Annotated in this window: 17 protein-coding genes; 2 read left to right on the top strand and 15 right to left on the bottom strand. The window is 65.6% G+C overall.

The window, feature by feature from the left end; genetic code table 11:
* Positions 1–9 precede the first annotated feature (9 nt).
* The 3 genes from OPIT5_21185 to OPIT5_21175 are packed head-to-tail and all read right to left on the bottom strand — an operon-like array spanning position 10 to position 6,662.
* Entirely contained in the window at positions 10–2,397 is a 2,388-nt protein-coding gene (locus OPIT5_21185; protein ID AHF92390.1) for an ATPase P, read from the bottom strand.
* On the bottom strand, positions 2,394–4,130 hold the full coding sequence (locus OPIT5_21180; protein ID AHF92389.1) for an ABC transporter ATP-binding protein: 1,737 nt from the start codon (positions 4,128–4,130) through the stop codon (positions 2,394–2,396). The genes OPIT5_21185 and OPIT5_21180 overlap by 4 nt, the downstream gene beginning before the upstream one ends.
* Positions 4,131–4,175: 45 nt before the next feature.
* A complete protein-coding gene (locus OPIT5_21175; GenBank protein AHF92388.1) occupies positions 4,176–6,662 on the bottom strand; it encodes a TonB-denpendent receptor in 2,487 nt (828 codons plus the stop codon).
* Between the two features lie 291 nt (positions 6,663–6,953).
* Here OPIT5_21175 and OPIT5_21170 point away from each other — a divergent pair, with 291 nt between their 5' ends.
* Positions 6,954–10,967 (top strand): hypothetical protein, encoded by a 4,014-nt coding sequence (locus OPIT5_21170; protein AHF94574.1) that lies wholly within the window; start codon positions 6,954–6,956, stop codon positions 10,965–10,967.
* Here the strand turns inward: OPIT5_21170 and OPIT5_21165 are convergent.
* Genes OPIT5_21165 through OPIT5_21155 form a run of 3 tightly spaced genes read right to left on the bottom strand, consistent with a single transcriptional unit; the run spans position 10,939 to position 13,022 of the window.
* A complete protein-coding gene (locus OPIT5_21165) occupies positions 10,939–11,583 on the bottom strand; it encodes a histidine kinase (protein ID AHF92387.1) in 645 nt (214 codons plus the stop codon). The two genes, OPIT5_21170 and OPIT5_21165, sit on opposite strands and share 29 nt — an antisense overlap.
* Complete coding sequence (locus OPIT5_21160; GenBank protein ID AHF92386.1) at positions 11,583–12,341, bottom strand: glutamine ABC transporter ATP-binding protein; 759 nt, start codon at positions 12,339–12,341, stop codon at positions 11,583–11,585. Before OPIT5_21160 ends, OPIT5_21165 begins: the two co-directional genes overlap by 1 nt.
* Before the next feature lie 21 nt (positions 12,342–12,362).
* On the bottom strand, positions 12,363–13,022 hold the full coding sequence (locus OPIT5_21155) for a glutamine ABC transporter permease (GenBank protein AHF92385.1): 660 nt from the start codon (positions 13,020–13,022) through the stop codon (positions 12,363–12,365).
* Between the two features lie 14 nt (positions 13,023–13,036).
* On the opposite strand from OPIT5_21155, the gene OPIT5_21150 reads away from it, so the two are divergent.
* Positions 13,037–13,201 (top strand): hypothetical protein, encoded by a 165-nt coding sequence (locus OPIT5_21150; protein ID AHF94573.1) that lies wholly within the window; start codon positions 13,037–13,039, stop codon positions 13,199–13,201.
* Positions 13,202–13,448: 247 nt separating this feature from the next.
* Here the strand turns inward: OPIT5_21150 and OPIT5_21145 are convergent, their stop codons facing one another.
* The 9 genes from OPIT5_21145 to OPIT5_21105 all read right to left on the bottom strand — a co-directional run bounded on the left by OPIT5_21145 (position 13,449) and on the right by OPIT5_21105 (position 19,982).
* Positions 13,449–14,117, bottom strand: coding sequence for a polar amino acid ABC transporter permease (locus OPIT5_21145; GenBank protein AHF92384.1), 669 nt, complete (start codon positions 14,115–14,117; stop codon positions 13,449–13,451).
* Between the two features lie 27 nt (positions 14,118–14,144).
* The gene (locus OPIT5_21140) at positions 14,145–14,693 is read right to left on the bottom strand and encodes a flavin reductase (protein AHF92383.1); all 549 of its coding nucleotides are present in this window, start codon (positions 14,691–14,693) and stop codon (positions 14,145–14,147) included.
* Positions 14,694–14,741: 48 nt separating this feature from the next.
* Entirely contained in the window at positions 14,742–15,314 is a 573-nt protein-coding gene (locus OPIT5_21135) for a hypothetical protein (GenBank protein AHF92382.1), read from the bottom strand.
* Between the two features lie 74 nt (positions 15,315–15,388).
* Entirely contained in the window at positions 15,389–15,835 is a 447-nt protein-coding gene (locus tag OPIT5_21130; GenBank protein ID AHF92381.1) for a GCN5 family acetyltransferase, read from the bottom strand.
* Complete coding sequence (locus OPIT5_21125; GenBank protein ID AHF92380.1) at positions 15,832–16,296, bottom strand: hypothetical protein; 465 nt, start codon at positions 16,294–16,296, stop codon at positions 15,832–15,834. The genes OPIT5_21130 and OPIT5_21125 overlap by 4 nt, the downstream gene beginning before the upstream one ends.
* A 12-nt stretch (positions 16,297–16,308) precedes the next feature.
* Positions 16,309–17,292: a cysteine synthase gene (locus OPIT5_21120; GenBank protein ID AHF92379.1), complete on the bottom strand. Its 984-nt coding sequence runs from the start codon at positions 17,290–17,292 to the stop codon at positions 16,309–16,311.
* A gap of 79 nt (positions 17,293–17,371) precedes the next feature.
* The gene (locus OPIT5_21115) at positions 17,372–18,244 is read right to left on the bottom strand and encodes an ABC transporter ATP-binding protein (protein AHF92378.1); all 873 of its coding nucleotides are present in this window, start codon (positions 18,242–18,244) and stop codon (positions 17,372–17,374) included.
* 14 nt (positions 18,245–18,258) lie between these two features.
* On the bottom strand, positions 18,259–19,101 hold the full coding sequence (locus OPIT5_21110; protein ID AHF92377.1) for a sulfonate ABC transporter permease: 843 nt from the start codon (positions 19,099–19,101) through the stop codon (positions 18,259–18,261).
* Positions 19,098–19,982, bottom strand: a complete 885-nt coding sequence (locus OPIT5_21105; protein AHF92376.1) for a hypothetical protein — start codon at positions 19,980–19,982, stop codon at positions 19,098–19,100. The genes OPIT5_21110 and OPIT5_21105 overlap by 4 nt, the downstream gene beginning before the upstream one ends.
* Between the last annotated feature and the right edge of the window lie 8 nt (positions 19,983–19,990).

Raw genomic sequence — 19,990 nt, 5'->3', positions numbered from 1 at the left:
GAGAAAAATTCAGGGTTTCCAGCGGCGCAGCAGGAGCGAGTTGCTCACCACCGACACCGAGCTCAGCGCCATCGCCGCGCCCGCGATCACCGGGTTGAGAAACCCGAGCGCCGCCAGCGGGATGCCGAGCACGTTGTAGAAAAACGCGAAGAAAAGATTTTGCCGGATCTTTGCCAGGGTGGCCCGCGAGAGGTCGATGGCCGAAGGCACCGCGGAAAGGTCGCTGCGCATGAGCACGATATCGGCGGCCTCGATGGCGATATCGGACCCGGCGCCGATGGCGAAGCTCACGTCAGCTGCCGCCAGCGCCGGGGCGTCGTTGATACCGTCGCCCACCATGCCGACAACCGCGCCGCCGGCCTTGAGCCGGGCGACCTGCTCCGCCTTGTCCTGCGGGAGACAGCCGGCGGTAAACTCGTCGATGCCGGCCTGCGCGGCGATGGCGCGGGCCGTACCTTCGTTGTCTCCGGTCAGCATGACAACGCGGATACCCATGCCGCGGAGGCGGGCAATCGCCGCCTTCGACGTGTCGCGCAACCGGTCGGCCGCGGCGAGCCAGCCGAGGAGGCGTCCGCCCGAGGCGAGCCCGACCACGGTCTTGCCCTGCTCCTGGAACCTGGAGAGGACCCGTGGATCGCACGCGATACCGTTGGCAGCGAGAAAAGCCGGAGAGCCGAGCAGCACGGGATGGCCGTCATGCACGGCCTGCACGCCCTGGCCGGGGACGGACAGAAAGCCCAACACCGTGGCATCGAGGGAGACACCGCTCTCCCGGGCGCGCCGGGCGATGGCCTGGGCGAGCGGGTGCTTCGAGCCTTGTTCCAGACTGGCCGCGAGGCGCAGCACGCGGACTTCGTCGGCTTCATCGACGGGCAGCACATCGGTGACCACCGGCCGGCCTTCGGTGAGCGTGCCGGTCTTGTCGAGCACGAGCACGCCGATCTGCCGCGAACGTTCCAGCACCTCGGCGTTGCGGATGAGGATGCCGGCGCGCGCCCCCAGACCCGTGCCGACCATGATGGCGGTCGGCGTGGCGAGCCCGAGCGAGCAGGGACACGCGATCACGAGCGTGGCCACGGCGTTGATCAGGGCGACCGTGAAGTGCCCGGTGACAAACCAGGTGACGGCAAACGTCAGTAGTGAAATAACCACGACAGCGGGCACGAAGACGCCGGCGATCCTGTCGGCCAGCCGCTGGATCGGCGCTCGCGAGCCCTGCGCCTCCTCCACGAGACGGATGACTTTCGCCAGCGCAGTGTCGGCCCCGACGCCGGTGGCGCGGGCCTTGAACGTGCCCTGCTGGTTGAGGGTCGCGGCATAGACGCGGCTGCCCACGGTCTTGGCCACCGGGAGACTTTCGCCGGTGAGCATGGATTCATCCACGCTCGACTCCCCGGTCAGCACGGCGCCGTCCACCGGGATGCTGTCGCCGGCATGCACGACGAAGACATCGCCCACCTTCAGGTCGCGGGCGGGGATCTCCACCAGGAGGCCGTCGCGTTCCACATGGGCGACGGCGGGCTGGAGCTGCACCAGCGAACGGATGGCCGACGAGGTTTTCCGCTTGGCGCGGACTTCGAGCAGCTTGCCCAGCAACACGAGTGTGATGAGGGTGGCGCTGGCCTCGAAGTACACATGCGCGACGCCCTGCAAGGTGGCGACGACGCTGTAGAAGTAGGCGGCGCTGGTGCCGAGCGAGACGAGCACGTCCATGTTGGCGGAACCGCCGCGAAGCGACTTCCACGCGGCGCGGTAAAATCGCGCTCCGGCGACAAACTGCACGGGCGTGGCGAGCAGCCACTGGAGCCAGCCGGGCAGCATGAAGTGGTCGGCGGGCGCGATGAACATGAAGATCATCTGCGCGGCAAGGGGCAGCGTGAAGACGATGGCGAAAGCAAACAGGGCCAGTTCGCGTTTCTGCTCGCGGGCCTGGCGGCGCGCCTCCCCGTCGTCGTCGAGGCCGGCGGCGGCCCGCGCGCCGAAGCCGGCTTTTTTCACGCGGGCCACCAGATCGTCTTCGGTGACGAGGCCGGGCACGTAATCGACGCGCGCCCTTGCGGCGGCGAAGTTGACCGTGGCCTGCACGCCGGGAGCGCGGCTGAGCGCCGTCTCGATCTGCTTCGCGCAGGCCACGCACGACATACCTTCGAGGGCGAGCGTGACGGTTTTACGGGCCACGCCGAAACCGGTTTTTTCGATCGCCTCCAGCAGCTTGCCGGGCGGGACGGTGGCGGGATCGTATTCGATGCGGGCGCGCTCGCTCGCGAAATCGACCCGCGCCTCCACTCCGGGCAGCCGTCGCAGGCTGCGTTCCAGTTGCAGGGCGCAGGCCGTGCAGGACATCCCGGTGACGGGAAGGTGAAGCGTCGAGAGTGTGGTGGTGGTCGGTTGGCTCATGGTGTCCGGGAGACGGGAAGCGCTGCGAGGGGCAGGCCGGAGGACTCCGGCTGCGCGGCGAGGTCGGCGGGAACGATTTTCAGGGTGTATTGGTGAAACGACGACATCGTTTCGCGGTGGGCCACGCTGACGACGGCGGTGGAGGACAACTCCCGCAGGAGGAGGGTCATCAGCCGGTGTTCCAGCTCCGGATCGAGCGCGGAGGTGGCCTCGTCCATGAAGAGGAAATCGGGGCGGTGCAGGAGCGCGCGGGCGAAGGCGAGCCGTTGTTTTTCGCCGGGCGAAAGGCGCCTGGCCCATTGCGTGTCCACGTCGAGATCGCCGGCGCGGACGCCGAGTTCGCACAGTTCCAGCACCCGGATGCAGGCGGTGTCGGAGAAGGCTTCGGCGAGTTTGGGATAGCAGAGGGCGGCCTTCAGGGTGCCGAGCGGCAGGTAGGATTCCTGGGGCAGAAACATGAGGCGTCCTTCCGGCAAATCCACGTTTCCCGAACCGTGCGGCCAGAGGCCGGCGATGGCACGCAGGAAGGTGCTCTTGCCCACACCCGAAACGCCCCGGATCAGCCAGCGGGAGCCGGGGGCGAACGTCACCGCGCCGATGCGGGTGAGGAGTTTGCCGTCGGGCAACGCGAGCGCGAGGTCGTGCGTGCTCAGGGCGGGCCGGCCGGAGCGCGTGACGGTGATTCCCACCGCCGTTTCCGGCGTGGACAGGATGGCGTCAAACTCGATCAGGCGACGGTAGACGGAACGGAGCGTGGCGAGCTGCTTGTATTGGAAAATAAACCACGAGAATCCGCCTCGCACGCGTGAAAAACCGATCGTCAGCTGCATCAGCGCGCCGAGAGTGATCTCCCTCGCGAAATACCGCGGAATGATGAGGAGGTAGGGGATGAACGCGCCCAGCTCGATGTAGAAACGCTCGATGGCCGTGACGCGGCGGGTAAACACCATCACGCGGCTCCAGTTCTCGCGGACGGCGCCGAAGAGGCCGGCGAGGCGGATTCGCTCCGCCGGGCCGCCTTCGCTCAGCGCGATCTGGGCGCTGTTCTCGCGCACGCGCACCATCAGAAAACGAAAATCGGCCTCGCATTGCTGGTGCTGGTATTCGACGGCGACCATGTGGCTGCCCAGTTTTTCCATGACGATGGAGACGACCAGCGCGTAGATGACCGCGGCCCACAGCATGTAGCCGGGGATGTTCACCGCGACGCCGAAAAGCGCGAAGGTAAGCGTGCCGGAGATGCCCCAGATGATGACGCAGAAGGAAACCAGGTTTACGCAGTTGCGGATGAACCCGAGAGTGAGCTCCAGCGTCTGGCGCACCATCTCCCGCAGGTCTTCGGCAATGCGCTGGTCGGGGTTGTCGGCCCGGTGTCCGGTTTCCACACGATGAAACATCGAGCCGGAGAGCCAGCGGTGCAGGAAGACATCCGTCATCCAGCCTCGCCAGCGGATTTCAAGCGACTGGTAAAACCAGATCCGCGACGTGTCGATGAGGACGCCGGCGCTGGCGATGATGCCCAACTCCAGCAGCAGATTCCGGACAACGGACATGTCGTAGTTCGTGAGCGCATCGTAAAAATTTTTCTGCCAGTAACTGATGCGCGCCGCCGTGTAGACCCGGCTGAGGTCGAGGCCGAGAACGAGCGTGAAAAGCCCGCGCGCGGCCCAGCGCTCATCCGACACCCACCAGGGGCGGATGAGCTTCCAGGTCATGTGAAGGCTGGCTTTCATGACCGGATAACGGGCCGGGGAGCGAAGCGAATACCGTCCGCAAGATCAGAAGACATAGCGAACGGTCAGCGTGAAATTCCTCGGTTCGCCGTAGGTGTTGTAGGTATTGAGTCCGCCCAGACGGGTGTAGTACGTGGTGTCGAAGAGATTGTTCGCATTGAGACTGGCCGAGAGGTGCCTGTTGAACCGGTAGCTGACGAGCGCGCTCGCCAAGGAGTAGCTGCTTTGCGAACGCACGGCCCAGTCGTCCGTACCTGCCGAACTGGCACTGACCCAGATGAAACCGAGACCAAGCGTGAGTCCGTCAAACGGGCCGTCGGTGAACCGGCGCGTACCCCAGAACTTGAAGGTATGCTCGGGTTCCCAAGTGTCCCAGTTGTCACCCTCGCCACTGCGGGCCTTGGTGATTTCCGTTTTCAGCCAGGTGTAGCCGGCTGTCAGCTCATAGCCCGGGAACGGGCTGCCGGAGACCTCGAACTCGAGGCCCTTGCTCTCGACCTCGCCGGCATTCACGTAGTAACCCGAGCCCGCCGGGGATTCGTAGGCGCGACCGGTGTCCTTCATGTTGAAGAGCGCGAAAGAAACGTTCAGTTTCTTGTCGAAAAACTCTCCTTTCACGCCGACCTCGTATTGCTCGCCGACGCGGGGATCGATGGTGCTGCCATCGGATTTTTCCTGGGTTTGCGGGACGAAAATATCCGAGTAGCTGCCGTAGAGCGAAATCTGCCTGGTCAGATCATAGACCGCACCGGCATAGGGTGTGAATTCGCCGCTCTCCCGTGCTCCCGGAGTCCAGTCCCGGACCAGAGAGGGGGTCCGGCTGCGGGATTTGGTCCGGTAGTCGCTGACCCGTCCGCCGAGGACGATTGTGAGCGGATCGACGACGCTGATCCGGGCCTGCCCGTAAAAACCGCTCTGGGTCGTTTTGGACGCGCCGTCGCGGTCGTAAGCCAGATCGAAATCGGAAACGAGATCGGGGCGACCGAAAGGAATGTCCGTGAGGGAGGGGGCGACGACGCCGACGTAGTCGTAGTCGAATTTGTCGTAATTGTAACCGAGGAGCAGGGTATGCTCGCGGCCGAACAGCTCGATCGGGCCGGAGAGATAGAGATCGATGGCGTCGCGCTTGTAATTGTAATCATACTCGCGCCGCGCATAGTTCAGGGCGCCGGTCGCAGGATCGACGCCCGAGGAGGGATAACCGTCCTTGAAAAAGAGACCCTGATCACGGTGGTTGAGCCGAACCTTGGCAACCCATTCGCTTTGGAAACGATGTTCGAGGTCGAAACCGTAATCGCGGGTAGTCCATTCCATCCGGTTCCAGTCCGGATACGGATTGGTCGAGCGGGAAACATCGAGCAGTCCCCCGCTGGTCCACGCGGGCAGGCCCATGAACGAGACATCGGCATCCTCCTCCTGGATCGAGAAGGACACACTGGCCGTCGTACGCGGAGCCAGATCCCATTCAACAATGCCGTAACCGCCCAGTTTTTCGCTGTGGGAACGGTCATAGAAAAAGTCCCGGTCCTGCGCGAAACCCACGATCCGGCCGCGTACCGTCTTCGTGGTGTTCAGCGGCACGTTCACGTCAAACTGGCCCAGGTAGTTGTCCCAACTCCCGACGGAAGCGGACGCGGACGCCTCGAACTTGTCCGTCGTGCGTTTCTTGACGAGGTTGACGACACCGCCGAGATTGCCCGTGCCCTGGAGCACGCCGGCCGGTCCGCGCAGCACCTCCACCCGCTCATAGAAAGCGAGGTCGAGCTGCTGGTAACCGGACAGGGAGTTGGTGGACGCCAGGCCGTCGTTCTGCACGTTCAGGGCGTATCCTCTCGAGTAATACTGACTTTGGGTGCTGTCGTTGGAAATGACGGTAATGCCCGTGGTCTGGTTCAGGGCATCGGCCACGGTAAGGAGGTGCTGATCCTCGATCCGCTGTTGCGTGATCACGGATACCGACTGGGGTATCTGCCTGACGGGTACCGCCAGCTTGCCCGCCACGGTGACAGGGCTCACATAAGAATCCCTCGACGCGGTCACGTTGTAGGGATCCAGCTCCACGACATCGTCGCGTCGCGCCCGCACCACGACATCCTCCAGCCTGACGATATTGTCGCCGTCCGGAAGCACGGGCAGGATTTCCTGGCCCAGGGTCAGGCGCTGGCCGGGGCGCACCACCACATCGGTGATACGCAGACGTCCGTAGCCCTCGCCGCTGGCGATCAGCGTGTAGGTGCCAGGAGGAAGATCGGGAAAGGCATATCGCCCCTGCGCGTCCACGCGGGCAGCCGCGCCGGTTTCGAGCACGGTCACCCGGACGCTGTCCGCCGGGTGCGCGGGGCCTCCGGCAATCAGCAGCGAGCCGTCAACCGAACCGGTTTCGGACGCCCGGGGATCGACCGCGGGCGAAGACTGGGCCTGCGCCACTGACGGCGCGAGAGCCGGAGTCAGCAGCAGGAAGAGGGCAAAAACGGCGCGCGACGGAAATCCCTGTCGACGCCGCGTGATAATGGACTGAGTCATGGATGTCATGCGGATGAGTTGAGTTGGAAAAGCTTCCGCGCGAGCACGCACCCGTAGCAGGAGACCCTCCCAGCCAACTCCGGATGCGGCGCTCCCGACAAGCGCGCCGAATGTTTAATTTTAACTATCCTGGGCAATTAACCAAAGCTGGAGTCCGGAATGCTGCCAGGTTTGAGTGTGGCCATGGTTTCACTGCTGCGACGGAGGCGTGCTGTTCCCTCTCCCCGGCCCTGCCGGCGGCTGCCGGCGATCGCTGCGCTGTCGCTGGTTCTGTCGGGGCCCGCTCCGGGATCAGCGGCGATGGCGGCGGCAGGACTTCCGGTGATCGCCTACACCGAGGCCGCGGAATTGCCGGCCGAGGGGCCGGTGTGGGCGCTGGCCCGCGCCGGCGACGGGAGATTTTTTGTCGGTGCGAGCCAGTTGCTCTTCGGCGAAAATGGCCGGTGGCAAAAGATCGACGTGCCCGGCGCCTACGGTTTTCGCGGACTGGCGCCGGGCGTTCTCGCAAGCGGAGCGGTACCGCCGGGCGGAGCGCCCGGCCGCATGTATGTCGGCGCGGTCGATGAACTCGGCTACGTCGAACCCGACGCCACGGGCGCGCTGCGTTTCACTTCGCTGAAGGCCGCGCTCCGGGCCGCCAGACCGGCGGGACCGGGAGAGATCTGGAAAGTGCAGGCCACGCCCTCCGGCATCGTCTTTGCCGGCGCGCAGGCGGTCTTCCGCTGGGACGGGCAACGGTTCGCCGTGTGGGAGTTGCCGGCGCGCCCCCGGCTGCTTTCCTTTGGCGTGGGCGACGATCTCTGGTTTTACCAGAGCGGCGTCGGTGTTTTCCGGCTGGGCCGGCATGGCCCCGAGCCGGTCTGGCGGGAAGACGCATTGCCGGGTACCCCGGTGCTGTGGTTGCTCGCCCCGGCGGCGGGAGAACCCGAAAGCGACGCGCCGGCGACGCCGTATCAGCGGGAAGCGGGCGCGGGGTTTCTTCTCGGCACGGGCAACGGCGTGTGGCGCCGCAAGGCCGGAGGCTCCTGGCAAAACCTGCCCGCCGTCTCCGCTGCGCTGCGCGACCGGCTGCCGGTGAGCGCCGTCGCCCTGGACAACGGTCTCGTCGCGGTAGGCGACTATGCGCACGGTATCGTCCTGTTTTCTCCCCGGACCGACGAGGTGCGGCCGGTCATCGACCGGGACGCCGGACTCGGCGACGAGAACGTGCATACGCTCCGGCTCGACGAAAACGGCTCGCTTCTTGCGGGGCTGGCCAACGGCTTCGCGCGCATCGCCCCGCCGGCGGCGATCTCGTTTTTCGACCGGCGCAACGGACTCGACGACACCCCGCTCTCCGCCCTCCTGCCGCAAGGCGACGGTATCCTCGCCGTGACGCCGCGGCGTGTGTTCCGGATCGCCAGTCCGGAAAATCCACAGCCCGCGGCTCTCGTCCCGCTGCCGGCCATCGCCAGCATGATCCGCGACACCGCGCGCCTGCCCGGGCAGACGTTTGCCGGGGGATTCGGCGGCATCTGGCGACTGGCCGACGGCGAAGCGACGTGGCACCGCGAACGTTTCGTGTCGACCGATGTGTTTTGCCTCGCGCCCTCGCGCCGCCGGGCCGGGTGGCTTTTTTTCGCCGAGGGCCTTGCGATCAGGGCGCTCGAACATTCGTCCCGCGGCTGGGCGACCCGCGATCTCGGGCACACCGTCGACGACACCCCGACCTCGATGGTCGAGGATGCGGAGGGCGACCTGTGGGTGGCGACCGTGGCGCGGGGCGTTTTCCGTTTCCGCCTGCAGGAAGCGCCCGCTCCGGCCTTGCGGCCGCCGGTCCTCCATCCCGTCGCCCGTTACCGGCCCGGAGCGGGCCTGCCCTCGGACGCGGGGAGGCCGCTCCTGACAGTGGCCCACGGCCGCGTTTTCGCCTTCACCGCCCGGGGCATCCTCGGCGTGCGCCAGCTTCCTGGCCGCTTCGAGCCGGTGCCGGAACTGGAAAACTGGCAGGGCATCGGCGTTCCCTCCGGCGCGGACGGAGAACCCGTTTACTGGCTCGCGGCCCGGCGCGACATCGCGAATGCGCCACCCGCGCTGCTGCGTATCGAGACCGGTACGACAAACGACGCGTTTCGCGTCACTCCCCTCGCGCTGGCGGAATTGTCCGCCGCAGGCCGTCCGACCACCGTCGGTTTTGCCGGCGGCGCGCTCTGGATCGGCGGCACGCAGGGACTGCTCCGGGTCGATCCCGCGACTCTGGACCGGCCCCCAGCCCCCTCCCCTCGCGTCTGGTTGCGCGGCGTGGATGTGTATTCATCCGATCACGACGGCTCCGGCGCGGCCATCCGGCAACTCCTCGCAACCGGCTCCGGAGCGGCGCGACCGGCGTTTCCCGCCCGCGTCGGCACGCTCGGTTTCGATTTCGCCGCGGACGCCGGTAACGCGGAGGTGTTTTTCCAGACGCGGCTGTCCGGAGCGGAAACCGGCTGGACGCCGCCCGTCCGCAACCCGCGCCGCGAACTGAGCGGCCTGGCCCCCGGAACCTGGACCCTGAGCGTGCGGGCGATGGACAGCCTGGGCCGCACCAGCGATCCGGTGGACTACACCTTTGTCCGGCTCGCGCCGTGGTATCTCGGGGCGTCCGCGCTGGCGACCTGGGCATGCGCCGCCGCCGGGCTCGTGTATGTCCTGGTGCGACTCCGGCTGCGCCGGCTCCGGCACGCCAATGAACAGCTCAACCGGATCGTGGAAGAACGCACCCGGGAACTGGCCATGGCCAACACCGCGAAAACGGAATTTCTCACCACCATCAGCCACGAGATTCGCAATCCGCTCAACGGCATCGTGGGCCTTGTCTCCCTGTTGCAGGAAACGGTGCCCTCGGGACGCGAGCACGAACTGGCACGCTCCCTCGGTTCCTGCGTGCGTTCACTCACGCGGGTGTTTGAGGAGGTATTGGGTTTTTCACGACTCGAGCACGGACAGGTCGGCGTGCAGGAAAACGATTTCACGCTCGCGGCCCTGCTGGACGAGGTGGTGCGGGTGTTTTCAGTCACAGCCGGACAGCGCGGCAACACGCTCAGGCCGATTCTGCCCGGCGAGGCTCACCTGCGCCTGCACGCCGACGACGGGAAAATCAAGACGATCGTAAACAACTTTGTCGCCAACGCGCTCAAGTATGCGCCCGGCACCGCCATCGAGATAGAGGCATCGCTCGGGCCACCGGAGGCCGGATTGCGCATGCTGCAGATCGAGGTCACGGATCACGGGGGAGGCGTGGCTCCCGAAGAACAGGAACTGATTTTCCGGAAATTCGTGCGGGGCAGTTCGGCCCGGGAACGCCATGAGGCCGGCGCGGGGCTCGGGCTGGCCACCTGCAAGGCGCTGGCCGGGCTGATGGGCGGAGGCGTGGGAATCGAAAGCGAGCAGGGAAAAGGCGCCACGTTTTATCTCCAGGTACCCGTGGCGGAAGCGGAAGGGATCGACGCCGCACCGGCACCGTTGGCGTCTCTGGCAAGCCCGGCAACACCGGGCCTGCGCGCCCCGTCATCGCAAAGCGGAGCCGGACGCGCGCTCATCGTCGAAGACCAGGAGTACAACCGGATCGTCATGCAACGCATCGCGGAGCGGATCGGTTTCACCTCCGCAACCGCAGCCGATGCTCCGGCGGCGCTCGCCCGCTTCGCCGAGGGCGGGTTCACGGTGATTTTTATCGACTGGGATCTGCCCGGCATGAAGGGCAGCGACCTCGCGCGCACCCTGAGGGCGCGTCCACGTGGCGACGAACCCGTCATCCTCGCCGTCACCGCGCACGACAGCGAGGACATCCGCCAGCGCTGCCTTGCAGCCGGCATGGACGGCTTTCTGCTGAAACCCTTCGACGAGGAACTGGTGAACGCGACACTCGCCGATGCGCGAAAGCGGCGGGCCGGCGCGGCTCTCGTGACGGACGGAAAAACGCCGGCAGAAACAGGAAGGAACAACGGACTCAACTTCGGCCTTTTCGGCTATGTCGGGCGCGACGATCCGCGCCTCACCTCCGAGGCCGTGGATGAATACCTGCGCCTGCTCGATCACGAACTGGCGGGCATCGCCCGTGCGCTGGCCGCGCGCGACAACAGTGCCGTGGCCCGGCATGCGCACCGGCTGCGTTCGCATGCCGGCCTGCTCCGCGCACGCGCGCTCAACGACGCTGCCGAGGCTCTGGAGCGCGCGGCATCGGCGCAGGCGGACTCCGGACAACTCGGAGCGCTCCACGGCATCCTGCTCGGCCGGGCGGCCACGCTGCGGGAGGAAATCCGCCGCTTCAGGACGTCCGCGGACGGATGCGGGTGAAACCGTTTTCGATGGCGTAGCGCACCAGCTCCGGCGTGCTGTGGATGCCGAGCTTGGTCATGATCGCGCGCCGGTGGTTGCGCACGGTGAGCGGATTGACGCCGAACCGTCCGGCCACGTCCTCGTTGCTCAGGCCGAGGCCAAACAGCCGCAACGCCTCGATCTCGCGATCCGTAAGCAGTTTGGTGAAAGCGTGCGGATCGGCCCGCAGCGCCGCCTGTGCCCGGCTGACTGCAGCGCTGAAAAAACGCCGCCCGGCCACGACCTCCCGCATCGCGTTGCACAACACCTCGGGAGATTGTTCGTTCTTGTCGATGAAGCCGTCCACACCGGCGCCGTGAATGCGGTGGACGGAATAATGGTCGATGTGAGCCGACAGCACCAGGATGCGAGCGCCGCCCGCCACGGATCGCAAATCGGCAACCAGATCGAGCCCGTCGCGGTCGGGCAGTTCCAGATCGAGCAACACCAGTTCGGGTTGCACGGACTTTGCCAGCGCCAGCCCCTCGGCGGCAGTGGTGGCCTGATGCACGACCGGCTTCGCGAAAGCATCCTCGCAGACGCGGGCGACAAAACCGCGCACCATGGCATGATCTTCGATGACGACGATATTCATCAGGAGTGATAAAGAAACCGGGACAAAAACCGGCGGGCACGGTCGGTCGCGGGTTGGGTAAAAAACACGGAGGGAGTATTTATTTCACAGATACGTCCTTCATCCATAAAGACGATCCGGTCGGCCACGGCACGGGCGAAACCCATCTCGTGCGTCACGATCATCATCGTCATGCCGCCTTTCGCCAGGCCGAGGATCACGTCGAGCACCTCGCGCACCATTTCCGGATCGAGTGCGGCGGTGACTTCGTCGAAAAGCATCACTTCGGGATTCATGCAGAGCGCGCGCACGATGGCAATGCGCTGTTTTTGTCCGCCGGAAAGCTGGCGGGGCAGTGAATCGATGCGGTCGGCAAGGCCGACGCGCGCGAGCAGTTCCTCCGCCTGCCGGAGCGCGTCGGCGCGCGGGCGTTTCTGCACGTGGACGGGGCCGAGCAGCAGGTTGTCGCGCACGGTGAGGTGCGGGAAAAGTTCGTAGCTCTGGAACACCATGCCGACTTTCTGGCGGACGGGGCGCCAGTCGGTGCCGGGCGCGGCGAGGTCGCTGCCGTGGAAGCGGATCGAGCCGGCCTGCACGGTTTCGAGTCCGTTGAGGCAGCGCAGGAGCGTGCTCTTGCCGCAACCGGAGGGACCGAGGATGACGACTACCTCCTGCGTGCGGACGGAAAGGGAAACGTCGTCGAGCGCCTTGCGGGTATCGTAAAACTTGGTGACGCCGGCGACGTCGATCAGCGCGGGAGCGGTGGCGGTGGTGGTCATGCGTGGCGAGCGCGGGTTTGGTCAGTCGCTCCAGCGGCGTTCGAGCCGGCGCGAAAGGCGCGACAGCGGATAACAGAGCGCGAAAAAGAGGAGGAGCAGGAAGGCATACAGGACAAACGGTTCCTTGGTGCGCTCGATGATCTGCTGGCTGCGCTTGACCACGTCCACGACGCCAACAACGACGACGAGCGAAGTGGTTTTTATGATACGCGTCACGAGGTTGATCGCCCCGGGCAGCATCCGGCGGACGGCCTGCGGGAGGATGACCCGCCAGTGAAGCTGCCAGGAGGAAAGGCCGATCGCGAGACCGGCGTCGTATTGCGGACGGGGGATGGTCTTCAGCGCGCCGCGCACGATGTCGCTCATCTCGGCGGCGCCCCAGAGCGAAAACACGACGATCGCGGCCAGCGTGCCGGAGAGGTTGAGGTTAAAGGCGGCCGGCACCGCGAAGAAGGCGAGGAAGAGCCAGACGAGGATCGGGATGACGCGGAAGAGTTCGAGATAGAGCCGGGCGGCCGTTTGCACAAAAGCGCCGGCGCGGGAGGCCCGGAGCAGGCCGAGCAGCACGCCGCCGATGATCGACAGGAGCGAGGACGCGACCGCGATGCCGAGCGTGGCGCGCAGGCCGTCGAGCAGCAGCGGGAAGTTGCGCCAAAGGATTTCAAGGGGTGAACCGGTCATGCGAATCGAGGCTTATGCTTCCGTTCTCTGCGCCCACTCCCCTTCTCTGCGGTGTTTTTTCTTTGCACCACAGAGAAGGGGAGTGGGCGCAGAGATTCCGAAGGTGGGGCGATGCCCTGTTGATGTATGATTTCTCTCATTTTCGGATTCAGAAGTTTGAACAGAAGTTAATAAAATAACGAAGGCCCGCAGGCAGACGGAAGGTGATTGGACGAAAGAGACGTTTTTGTTCTGGATGGGGAAGAAACGGGTTTCGGATGCCGGACGGGTTGCGGGTGCTGGAGCGCCTTCGTGACCTTCTTATCTTCTGTTCAAAATGATTAATCATAATTTTCTTCCCCTCATTCCCCGGCCATTCCGGATTCCCGCGCTTCTGTTCAATGGTTGGGTTCTGGCTGCGCCGCGCCGGGTTTTCGTAGTGTAAAATCAATGACATAAACCGGCATGGCGCACGGTCTTTTCCAGCCGCGTAAAGAGGAGCGAGACGGGGACGATCAGGATCACGTAGGCCACGACAAGGAGCAGGAGCGACTCCGTGGTTTTGTAGTAGAGGCCGATAAGATCCTGAGTGAGGTGCATGAGATCGGCCACGGCGATGATGCCGACAACGGAAGTTTCCTTGAGCAGGAAAATGCAGTTGGCGGCGAGTGCGGGCACCGCCGAGGCGAGCGCCTGGGGGAGGACGACGCGGCGGGCGATCTGCGCGCGCGAGAGGCCGAGACTGAGGCCGGATTCGATCTGCGTGCGGCCCACCGCCTCGATGCCGGCGCGCAGGGCTTCGATCATGTAGCCGCCGCCGAGAAAGGTGAGCCCGAGAAGCGCGCAGGTGAAGCCGCTCCACTTGATGCCGACGGCAGGCAGCCCGAAATAAAGAAAGAAGAGCTGCGCGAGAAGCGGGGTGTTGCGCGAGAACTCGACGTAGGCCGTGACGATGCGGCGGAGAACAGGCGTGTGGAAATGCAGGATGAGGCTGCCGGGCAGGCCGACCAGCAGTGAACCGGCGATCGCGCCGACGCCGAGCTGGAGCGTGAGCCACAGCGCCTGCCCGTAGAGCGGAAGATGGCGGACAATGAAATCGCGATCGAGGGAGGACATCGACAGGGAAAAGAGCCCCGGAACGGGTCACAGGGTGTCCTGCCATTTCACCATTTTTTTCCGGAGATCGAGGGTGCGGCCATCGACGGCGAAGGTGCCGTCGCCGTTGGCGTGAAACCGCCGGCGGTCCTTGCGTTGCGGATTGGTCCATGCCTTGACCGCCTCGAGGATGAAGAGGGCGTATTTGTTGACCAGGCGGGTATCCACCACGCGGCATTCGATGTTGGCGAGGCATTCAGCCACCAGCGGCGCGGTCACTTTTGCGGCGGGCATCGGCGTGAGGCCGAAGGCGGCGAACTTGTCCACGTCCTGCCCCGAGCAGTTGCCGATATCGACGACGCGCGGCACCAGATCGGCTCCGGGGATGGCAATCACGCATTCCCGGGTCTTGCGCACCGCCTCGAAGCTGTGGTTGCCGGGGCTGATGACGCAAGCGATCTGCGGCGGCGTGAACTCCATCGCCATGTGCCAGCTCATCGTCATGACATTGGCGCGTCCCTTGTGTGAGGTCGTCACCAGCACGACCGGCCCCGGCTCGATCAACTGAAACACCTTCGATAACGGGTAATCTTTCATGGTGGTAGTGTGTGCTCTGGCGATGTTTGACATGGAGACCGGCCGGACTCAACCGGACACTTTTTCGGTGTCCGCGGCCGGAGTTCGGGTTGGACCGGGCTTCACGAACCGGATCATGCCTGCTTCCGCGGACGTTTCGCCCGGCGGGCGAAGCATCCGCGTGCTCCAGCGCTCGATGCGGCACATCTCGGCATAGAAATCGCGTTTGAGCGAATCGTCGATATAGATGACCGACTTGATGGGGGACCAGGTCAATTGTCTCCGCAGTGCGGAGACAATTCGCTCGTCGGGGAATGCCTCCGCGAAACGCAGCATGTGGCGGAGGTTTTTTTCGCCGAAGCCGCGTCCGTAGTCCTGCTCAAGTTCCCTGGAGAGGGTGGTGATGACCTCCTCGCCGTAGCCGGCGCGTTTTTTCTTGAGAACGTCAACCTGGATGCGCGCGCCGATTTGCCAGTAGAGTGTGGTGAGGCTGGCATTGACGGCTGCGGCGACCTGGCCGCGTGCGGCGTCGATGAGCTGGCGGATGTCGGCGGCAAGGCTGGCCCGACGGGGCGGGGCCGGAGAACGGGAAGCGCGCGGGAAAACGGTGGCGGCGGGTGGGTTGGCGGCGGGTCTGGGCATGGCGCGCTGTTAAATGAAAAGGAGGTTATTAGGAGCAGACAGACGGCAAATCGAGCATGGAAAAGTTCGACGGATCATTCGGGATAGGCAATGAACCCCGTCTTGATGCCGCGCAGGAAGCCGGCCTTTTCATAGAATCGCAGGGTTTCCGCCTTTTTGCTGCCGGTCAGGAGCATCACCTTGTAACACCCTTCCCGCCATGCCTGCGCAAGCGCGGCATGGAGAACGCCCGTCGCAAGCCCCTGCTGGCGAAAATCCGGATCGGTCACGACGTTCTCGATGAGCCCGTAGGGACGCATCGCCCGGTTGAGGTTGGGGATCAGCGTGAGCGTGCAGGTGGACGCGACTTTCCCTTCCGCTTCCGCTACGAAATACAAAAGACGCGGGTCGCGCAGAATCGCCTCCCAGTGGCGGTGAACGGCGGCATCCCGAAAATCCGGGACCGGATCGTCCGATTGCAGGAAACCGTAAAGCCGGAGGAGGTCCGGAAGGTCTTCATAGGTGGCGCGGCGGATTTTCATTTTTGCGAGTCAGCAGCGGAGGCGGCCGCATCCCTTTTCAAGGCGTCGCGCAGCCGGGAATACAGATCGGCGTGCTGTTCCGGAGAAAACCGGGGAGCGTTTTTCCAGTCGTAAAACCAGACGGGCATGCGGCGCTTTTCTTCCGGCTCGTCCGCGTAGCGCGGGAAAATGTGCGCGTGCAGTTCGGGTTCCGAGTTGCCGAGGATCTCGTAGTTGATCCGCCAGGCGTTCGTCACCTCCAGCAAGGCGTCGCCGATCCGCGCCATGTCGGAAAGGAACTGAACCCGGCCCTCCTCCGTCAGGTCGTTGAGGCCGGGCACGACGGGGTCGGGCAGGAGCAGGCAATAGCCGGGGAGAAACTGCACGTCTCCGATGACGGCCCAGCCGGAACGCATCCGGCCGAGCACGTTCGGGTTTGCGCCCGCGCGGGCGGCGGCGACTCGTTCAGTGATCAGCGGCATGGCGGGAAGGCGTCATTCGCGCGACACGTCGGCGAGCTGGGTCGTGAGATAGCGTTCACCGGAATCGGGCAGGATGACGACAATGAGTTTGCCCGCGTTTTCCGGACGCCCGGCGAGTTGCAGCGCCGCCCACACGGCTGCGCCGCCGGAGATGCCGCACAGGATGCCTTCCTCCAGCCCCACGCGCTGCGCGGTGGCGAAGGCGTCCTCGTTGCGCACGGCGATGACTTCATCGACGATTTTGCGGTTGAGCACCGGGGGCACGAAGCCCGCGCCGATGCCCTGAATGCGGTGCGGCCCGGCCCGCCCACCGGAGAGCACGGGCGAGGCCTCGGGCTCGACGGCGATAGCGCGCACGGAGGGTTTGCGGGCCTTGAGCACCTCGGCGACGCCGGTGATCGTGCCGCCCGTGCCCACGCCCGCCACGAAGAGGTCCACGCGGCCGGCCGTGTCGGCCCAGATTTCCCCGGCGGTCGTCTCGCGGTGAGCCTGGGGGTTGGCCGGGTTTTCGAATTGCATGGGCAGAAAGCTGCCCTTGATGCGGCGGTGCAGTTCGCGCGCCTTGTCCACGGAGCCGGCCATGCCCTTGTCGGCGGGCGTGAGGACGAGTTCGGCGCCGAGCATCTGCACGAGTTTGCGTCGTTCGATCGACATGCTCTCGGGCATGGTGAGGATGAGCCGGTAGCCGCGCGCGGCGCAGGCAAAGGCCAAGCCGATGCCGGTGTTGCCCGAGGTGGGTTCGATCACGGTGCCGCCGGGTTGCAGTTGGCCGTCGCGCTCGGCGGCGGTGATCATGGCGGCGCCGATGCGGTCCTTCACGCTGCCGAGCGGATTGATCCCCTCGACCTTGGCGACGATCTCCGCGCCGCCGGCCGGGGGGAGGCGTCGCAGGCGCACGAGCGGCGTGCCCCCGATGGCTTCCGTAATGTCTTCATGGATGCGCCCGCGGGAAAAGACGGGAGGGATGACGAGAGAGTCGGTGGCTGGCACGGGCATGAGCGGGAGGTGGAATTTTCGGCAAATGATGCGTTCGGGCAGGTGACAGGTGACGGATATCCGGTTTTCCGCCTCCGGTTCAGATCGAGTAATCGGCGGCGTGGACGGTGTCGTAGTGGTACATGCGCACGATGCGTTCCTTGTAGACGCGCAGCGCGGGGTCGTCGCGGTGGCGCGGGCGCGGGAGGTCGACGGGCACGCGGTTGCGGATCGTGCCCGGCAGGGGCGAAAAGACGATGACTTCGTCGGCCAGATAAACGGCCTCGTCGAAATCGTGGGTGACGAGCACCATCGTGGTGCCGGTGGTGCGCCAGATTTCGAGCAGCATCTCCTGCAGGCGTTCGCGGGTGAGCGCATCGACGGCGGCGAAGGGCTCGTCCATGAGGATGATCTTCGGCTCGACGGAGAGGGCGCGGGCGATGGCGAGGCGCTGGCGCATGCCGCCGGAGAGTTGCGCGGGGTATTTGTGTCCGGAGCCGCGCAGGCCGACCTGATCGAGATATTTGCGGGCGAGTCCCTCGCGGTCGGCGCGAGGCGTGCCACGAAGTTTGAGCGTGAAGAGCACGTTTTCCCGGGCCGTCATCCAGGGAAACACCGCGTAGTCCTGGAAGATCATGGCGATGTCGTGCTTGGGCCTGTCGCGGAAGAGGCCGTTGGCCAGCGGCGAGACGAAGCGGTATTTTTTCCGGTAGGCGTCCATCTCGCGGCGGGTGGCGGGCAGCGGTTCGAGCACGAGGCGGCCGTCGATCAGAACCTCGCCCTCGGTCGGAGCCTGGAGGCCGGCGAGGATTTCGAGAAAGGTGGACTTGCCGCAGCCCGTCGGGCCGACGAGGGCCACGAAGGCGCCGTCGTTTATTTTTAATGACACGGAGAGCACGGCCGTGGCGCCCTCGGCGGTGCCATCGTCCTTCACGACGGAGAAAAATCGGGTGATGCGGCGGGCTTCGATCATGGGCGGAGGGGGGGTCAGCGGCCGGCGCGCCAGAGCGCGAGTTTCGCCTCGATGAATTTCATCACCTCGATGAGGAACCAGCCGATGGCCCCGAGGAGAACCATGGCCACGACCATGCGGTCGATCCGGAAATACTCCTTGGACTCGACCAGCAGGTAGCCGATGCCCGAGTTGCCGCCGTGCATCTCGGCGATGACGAGCATGACCAGGCCGAGGGAGATGCCGATCTTGATGCCCATGATGACGGAGCCGAGCGCATGCCAGATATAGACCTTGCGGATGAGGGTGAACTCGCTCGCGCCGAAGACCCGGGCCGAGGCGAGGTAGCGGGGATCGGTGTCCTTGACTCCCTGATACGTGTTGAACAGGATCGGGTAAAACGCGCCGAGAAAGATCAGGAACGTCTGCATCGGCAGGCCGACGCCGAGCGCGACGATGGTGAGCGGCACCCAGGCGGGCGGCGGCACGGGAGCGAGAATCTGGAACAGGGGCAGCGCGTGCTTGCGGACGAAGATGTTCCACCCCATGAGCACGCCGATGGGGAAGGCGGTGACGAGCGCCAGCCCCAGCCCGAGGCCGAAGCGCAGCAGGCTGATGCCGATGTGGCCGGCCAGATTCTTGTGCACAAACAGGTCGTGGAACGCCCCGGCCACCCGGCTGGGCGGCGGCACGAGGGTGGCGGGCAGCACGCCCGTGCGCGGCAACACTTCCCAGAGCACGAGGATGGGAATGAAGAGGGTCAGAAACTCGATGGTGACGAGGCTGCCGAAGGCGGTTTTCAGGAACGAGCCGGTGTCCTGCGCCGCGCGTCGCCAGCCGCGGGTGCCGGCATCGAGGGGAGAGGTGGAACGGCTCAAGGCGCGGTGTCCTCCCCGCCGGGCAGGCCAAGCTCCTTGCGCAGGTCGGCGGTCAGCGGGACGAAGGAGGCGAGCGGCAGCTCGTCCAGCGCCGCCCCGTCCCAGGCGAGGTGGCGGGCCGTCGCGCGGCGCAGGTCGGCAGGAGGCAGCCGGTCGGCCGCCGCAAGCGCGTTCACCAGCGCAGCGGTCCGTTTTTCGGCGTCGGCGCGCACGACGAGGATGTATTCCGCCTGCGAAACGATGGCCGGGCAGCAGGCATCGCCGGCCTGCACGTCCCAGTTCTGGTAAAGGATCGTGTGCCCCTGCCGGACGGCGAGCCCCGCATACGCGCCCTTGACGAGGATGGCGTCGACGGTGCGCGATTCGAGCGCCGGGAGCATGGCATCGAAGGGCATGAAACGGAGCCGGTGGTTCGAGAGATCGGCCCCGAGCCGGCCGGCGTCGGTCCGGAAGCGGTGGAGCAGCGCGCAATGCGGGCCGGCCGCCGCGATCCGGGCGTCGCCGAGCTCGTCGAGGCGTTTGTCGAGATTCTTGCGCAGGACGAGCGTGGCTCCGTAGGGAAAATTCATGACGCCGGCCGGCTGCAGGCGAGCGGCTTCGGGCAGGCGCAGCAGGGCGAGCGCCCTGTCCGGTTCAACGAAACCGGCGTCGATTTCGCCGGCGAGCAGGGCGTACCCGACATCGCCTCCCGTGCCGAAACGGCGCAGGGCGAGGGCGAGTCCGTTTTCCTCCGCCCGGTCGGCGGTGGCGTAGAGCGGGGCGAGCAGCGGATTCCCGGTGTGCCCGACCGCGAGCGCCGGGGTCGCGACGGCACCCGACAAGTCCGGAAGGACGGAAAGCGCCGGGACGAGGAGAAGACGGAAGATGTCGGGAATCCGCATGGTGTCGG

It is taken from the genome of Opitutaceae bacterium TAV5, assembly GCA_000242935.3.
Taxonomy (GTDB): Bacteria; Verrucomicrobiota; Verrucomicrobiia; order Opitutales; family Opitutaceae; genus Geminisphaera.
This window is presented reverse-complemented; position numbering and strand designations above follow the sequence as displayed.